Source organism: Micromonospora sp. SL1-18, assembly GCF_047921505.1.
Classification (GTDB): domain Bacteria; phylum Actinomycetota; class Actinomycetes; order Mycobacteriales; family Micromonosporaceae; genus Micromonospora.
The window spans coordinates 1-5,249 of sequence record NZ_JBLROA010000138.1 but is presented as its reverse complement, the minus strand read 5'-3'; the positions used below and the strand labels follow the sequence as shown (position 1 = coordinate 5,249).

General features: G+C 66.7%; 3 protein-coding genes. All 3 read right to left on the bottom strand.

The window, feature by feature from the left end; translation table 11 throughout:
- Positions 1 to 290: 290 nt before the first annotated feature.
- Positions 291 to 425 carry a hypothetical protein gene (locus ACNAW0_RS29880; RefSeq protein ID WP_416291387.1) on the bottom strand — a complete coding sequence of 45 codons (135 nt, stop codon included), beginning with the start codon at positions 423 to 425 and terminating at the stop codon, positions 291 to 293.
- A gap of 37 nt (positions 426 to 462) precedes the next feature.
- The gene (locus ACNAW0_RS29875) at positions 463 to 3,966 is read right to left on the bottom strand and encodes a glycoside hydrolase family 3 C-terminal domain-containing protein (protein ID WP_416291386.1); all 3,504 of its coding nucleotides are present in this window, start codon (positions 3,964 to 3,966) and stop codon (positions 463 to 465) included.
- A partial coding sequence (locus ACNAW0_RS29870; RefSeq protein ID WP_416291385.1) for a fibronectin type III-like domain-contianing protein occupies positions 3,963 to 5,249 on the bottom strand: 1,287 nt, incomplete at its 5' end. The genes ACNAW0_RS29875 and ACNAW0_RS29870, both read right to left, overlap by 4 nt.

Sequence of the window (5,249 nt, the reverse complement as noted above, 5' to 3'; positions counted from 1 at the left end):
CGGCAGAAGTCAACAAGGCGAGTTGGCGGATGGTTCGGGACACCGAGACCTCCTCGTAAACGGATGGCGGAGGGTATGACCTCTGGCCACCCTCTGCAAGAAGCGCAATTCAACTGGGCGCTTCTGGTATGACCTCCGGCCACCTTCGTAGAGCTGGAAGTCGATGTCAAGCCCCTGTTTGAGACGCGGTCATGCCTGCTGCCGATGGTCGTCGCGATCTGCCCCACGAAGGCAAGGGCGCCGTGTTACCACGGCGCCCTTGCTCGACCAGCCGGTCCGGAACTACTCGTTCAGGAGCCGATCGACATCGCGAAGACATTCAGCGAGGTGATGCCATTCGCCGCTACGGAGCTCACATTCGGCAGCGTCACCGCGACCACCGTCCTTTCCTGATCGAGCGGAACCGAGCTGTAATAGACGCTCACCTTGCGTTGCTGGGTCGGGTGGCCGTGGCCGAGTGTGCTACCCGACCGCGAGGGCGAAGAGGTGCAATCCGCTGATCTGGCCCGAGCTGCTTGAGCCGCCGGTGGGCAAGGTCACCGCCACCACCTGCTTGCCGGCCGTGACCGGCGCCTCGGCGTAGAACACATACACCGTATGCTGGCGCTGCCCCCGCTCACGACCGCCGATCCCCTGCGAATTCACATACGGCGTGGACGCGACCGCGTCGTTTCCTGCGATCGGGCCGCTCCACCAGTCACCGAGCGTGAGGGTGAAGCTGCTCGTCGTCCCGTCGCTGTAGCGCACGGTGCCGATACCGGAGGCCTTGCCACCGCTGGCGGCGCCCAGAATCCCCAAGCGGGTGCCCGACCCGGAAAGGGCCACCGTCTGCCCCTGTGCGACAACGTTGTTCGGCTCCCCCACAACGTCGGGCCAGGTGAAGGTCAGCCCCTTGTGCTCGACGGCGGCTCCCGGCGAGATGCCCGCCGCGGCGAGCAGCTGCGCCGAGTAGCTGTCGCCGACGCTGTCGAAGCTCGCCCCGTCGATGTCGCTGTCGTCGCTGACCCCGGCGTTGTTGAACGTCGCCGCAAGCGACGTGTACGGCACCGTCACCGTGACCGAGTCAGAGCTTTGCGTCGCACCCTGGGACGCCTGGTAGGTCGCGGTCCCGACGAGCTGGTGCTCGTTCGGTGTCGCGCCTTCCGGCGCCGTGACCTGCCAGGTCGTGGTCACCGTCTGGCCCGGCCCCACCTGCTGGAACGATGTCGGCGAGCTCGCCTTCACCACCAGGCCCTCCGGATGCGACAACGCGATCGCGGCATCATGCACCGCGTACGCGCTGTCGTTGGTGAACGAGGTGGTCACCGTCGCCGTGGTGCCGGGGTCGATGATCGCCGGCCCCGTCGCCGTCAGGTACCGCGGTCCGATCGCCTTCTTCACCCGGATCGTGTCACTGACCGCGATGTCCCGCGACGACGTACCCACCATGATCTTGTAATCACCGGCCGCCAAAACCCAGCCGCGCTCCCTGGTGTCCCAGTAAGAGAGGTCGCGCGGGGAGAGGGTGAAGGTGACCTGCTTGGTCTCCCCCGGCTTCAGCGACACCTTCTGGAAACCCTTGAGCTGCTTCGGCGGCTCGTTAACACCAGCCGGCATCCCGACGTAAAGCTGCACCACCTCCGCACCGGCGCGGGGACCCGTGTTCGTCACGTTCGCCTGCACCGTCAGGCGTCCGTCGGAACTCAGCTGCTTGGGGGCCGCCACCAGCTGATCCACGCGGAACGAGGTGTAGGACAGCCCGTGCCCGAACGGGAAGAGCGGCTCCACGCCCTGGGCGTCATACCAGCGGTAGCCGACCTGCAGGCCCTCCGTGTAATACGCCTGACCGTCCACGCCGGGCCAGCGCTCCGGGCTGCTCACCGGCGTCTTTGACTCGTCGCTCGGGAACGTCATCGGCAACTTGCCCGACGGGTTCACATCCCCGAACAGCACCGCCGCCAGCGCGTTGCCGTCCTCCTGGCCCGGGTACCACGCCTCCATAATGCCGGCGACCTTGTCGGCCCACGGCATCAGCATCGGGCCACCGGTGTTGAGCACCACGATCGTGTTCGGATTCGCCGCAGCGACCGCCTCGATCAGCTTGTCCTGCTCGAACGGAAGTTGCAGGTTCGGCCGATCCCTGCCCTCGGTGCGCCGGTCGTTGGCGACCACGACCGCGACATCGGACTCCTTCGCCGCGGCGGCGGCGTCCTGCCGCATCTGGGCCACATCGGCCCAGCCGAGGTGCGCCTTGCCGCTGGTGCCTTTGAAGTGTTCAACCTTGATCGCATAATTCCGGCCGGCCTCGAGGTCGACCGTTCCCCACTTGGCGTCAGGATGGTTGCGCGCGTCCCAGTTGTCGATGACGAGCTTGCCGTCGATGTAGAGCCGCGAGCCGTCCTCGCTGAGCAGCGAGAACGTGTACGTGCCGGTCTTCGGCGGGGTGAGCGTACCGGTCCAGCGCACGGAGAAGTTGTTGGCGTTGACGCCACCGCCCGGCGAGCCCGCCCAGTCGACGTCGATGTTGGGGTCGACGCGGGTGAGCACCGGCTTTCCGGTGAGGTTTTTGTTGTTGTAGTAGCTGGCCTCGAGGCCGTTCCCTTCGCCGGAGGGCGGCGTCAGGTAGTCCGACGAGACAGGCGGCAACGCACCATCGCCGTTCGGCTGCCCGGCCGGGTGGTTGATCGTCACGCTCTTTCCGGCCCGGTCCGTGATCCCCTGGAGCGGGCTGACGACATAGGGCGACACGACCGCCGCGCTGCCGTCTCCACCGCTGTAGACATCGTCAGCGGCGTTGTTGCCGAGCACCGCGATCGAGCCGATCTTCGTGTTGTCCAGCGGAAGGACGCCGGCCGAGTTCTTCAACAGCACGGTGCCCTGCGCAGACACGTCCCGTGCGATGGCCGCGTGCTCAGGCGTGGTGACAACGCTGTCCTTCGTCCCCGTCGGCTGGCGCTCGAACAGCCCGTACTCGAACATGACCCGCAGGACCCGCAGGACCCCGTCATCGATCCGCGACATGGGGATCAAGCCCTGGTCGACCGCCGACCGCAGGTCAGCCCTGCTGGGCTTGGCCAGATCCATGCCCGCGCTGTAGGCAGCCGACGTCGAATGGGTGGCCCCCCAATCGGAGCGCACGAACCCCTTGAAACCCCACTCACCCTTGAGGATGCCGGAAAGGATCCGGCTGTTCTGGCACGAGTACTCGCCGTTGATCTGGTTGAAGGCGCACATCACTGAGGCGATGTTGCCGTCCTTGACCGCCGCCTCGAAGTGGGGCAGGTAGATCTCGCGCTGCGTCCGCTCGTCGATGTGCTCGTTGATCGACTCGCGGTTGGTCTCCTGGTTGTTGGCGAAATAGTGCTTGGCGTTCGCCATCACCCCCACGCCCTGGATACCGGCGATGTTGGCGACGCCCAACTGCCCGGCCAGGTACGGGTCCTCGCCGTAGGTCTCGAAGTCCCGGCCGCCCTGCGGCACCCGGGCGAGGTTGAGCATCGGACCCTGCGCGACGTGGATGCCCTTGCCCCACGCCTCGGTGCCCAGAACGGTGCCATAATTCGTGGCCACCGAGCGGTCCCAGGTCGCCGCAACGCTCATCGGAGCCGGCAACTGGGTAACACCAGTGAAGCCCTGGGCCACCCCGGCAGGGCCGTCCTGCAGGATCAGCCGAGGGACGCACAACCGGGGAATCGCCGGGAAGTAGTTCTGGTAGCCGTCCGGGCTTCCGTTCAGCCCCAGGGTGCTGACCTTCTCATCCAGCGTCATCTTCGCCAGCACTGCCTGAGCCCGCTCGTCCGCGGAAGCCGAAGAGCCGACCCACGGACAGGAACTTTCATCCGCGGCCGCACGCGCACCGGCGGGGGCGACGAACGCCAACGCGAGCAGGACACAAAGGCCTGCAAACGTCGCGATGGGTCGTCTTGTAACGGATCTTGTAACGGCGCGAATCACCGCACCCTCCTCAATTCGCTGGATTCCTGTCATGGCTTGATCCCCCAGGCGAAGATGTGCATCTGGCCGTCGCTGGGCAACGTGACCTCAGCGACTGTCTTGTTCGGGTCCAGGGGAATCGCGGCGTAGAAGATGTTGCCCTGCGAGTTGAGCCGACCTTGCCCACGTCGATGGCTGTAGGTGGTGTGGGCGATCAGTTCGTTGCCTCTGACAGGGTTTTGCTGTCGCCAGTAGGTCAGGGTGAGGTCGAAGCGCTGGGTGGTGCCGTCGGTGTAGTGGATCTCTCCCGTGTCCGAGAAGGTTGCGTTGACGGAGGTACCCAGCACTCCGAGCGCCTGCCCCCTGCCGTCCAGGGCGATGAACTGCCCGCCGAAGGCGACGTGATCGGGGGTACCGGCGGGCACGTCCGGCCAGGTGAAGTCGATGCCATCATGGGTCAGCTTGGCTCCCCGGCCGAGCCCGACAGCGGCGAGGGCCTGCGCGGAGAAGCTGTCCCCGGAGCTGTTGAGGGTTCCCCCTTCCGGATCGGCGTCGTCGGTGATCCCGATGTTGTTGTAGGCGGCTTCCAGGGAGGCGTACGGCACGCTGAACGTCGCGGTCTCCTTGCTGGTCTGCTGACCACCACGGCCCTGGTAGACGGCGACCGCCGCGAGCTGGGCGTTCCCGGGCTTCGCGTTCGCGGGGAGGCTGACCTGCCAGCGGGTGCTCACCGTCGTGCCGGGTGCCACGGAATCGAAGGTCGTCGTAGAGGTCGCCTGCACGGTCCACCCCTCCGGCGCGTTCAACGCGAGCTGGGCCTGGTGGGCCTTGGCGTCGCTGTCGTTGGTGAAGGAGGTGGTCACCGTCCCTGTCGCCCCGGGTCGCAGGACCGCGGGCGCCTCAAGGGTGGCGTATTGCAGGCTGGTGGCCTGCTTGACCCGGAACGTGTCGGTGACTGCGGCGGCATCCCGCGAGGAGGTGCCGACCGTCACCTGGTACGTCCCGGCCGGCAGCACCCAGTCGTGGATCCGCGTGTCCCAGTACGAGACGTCCTTCGGGGTCAGTTGGAAGGTCACCTGCCTGGTCTCGCCCGGCTCGAGGGAGACCTTCTCGAAGCCCTTCAGCTGCCGAGGCGGCTCGCCGACCGCGTCGGGGAGCGAGACGTAGACCTGCACCACCTCGGCACCGGCCCGCTTGCCGGTGTTGGTGACGTTCGCCTGCACCTTGAGCTTGCCGTTCGGGCCGAGCTGCTTGGGCGCGACCACCAGGTTGTCCACCCGGAACGAGGTGTAAGACAGTCCGTGTCCGAACGGGAAGAGCGGCTCCACTTCCTGGGC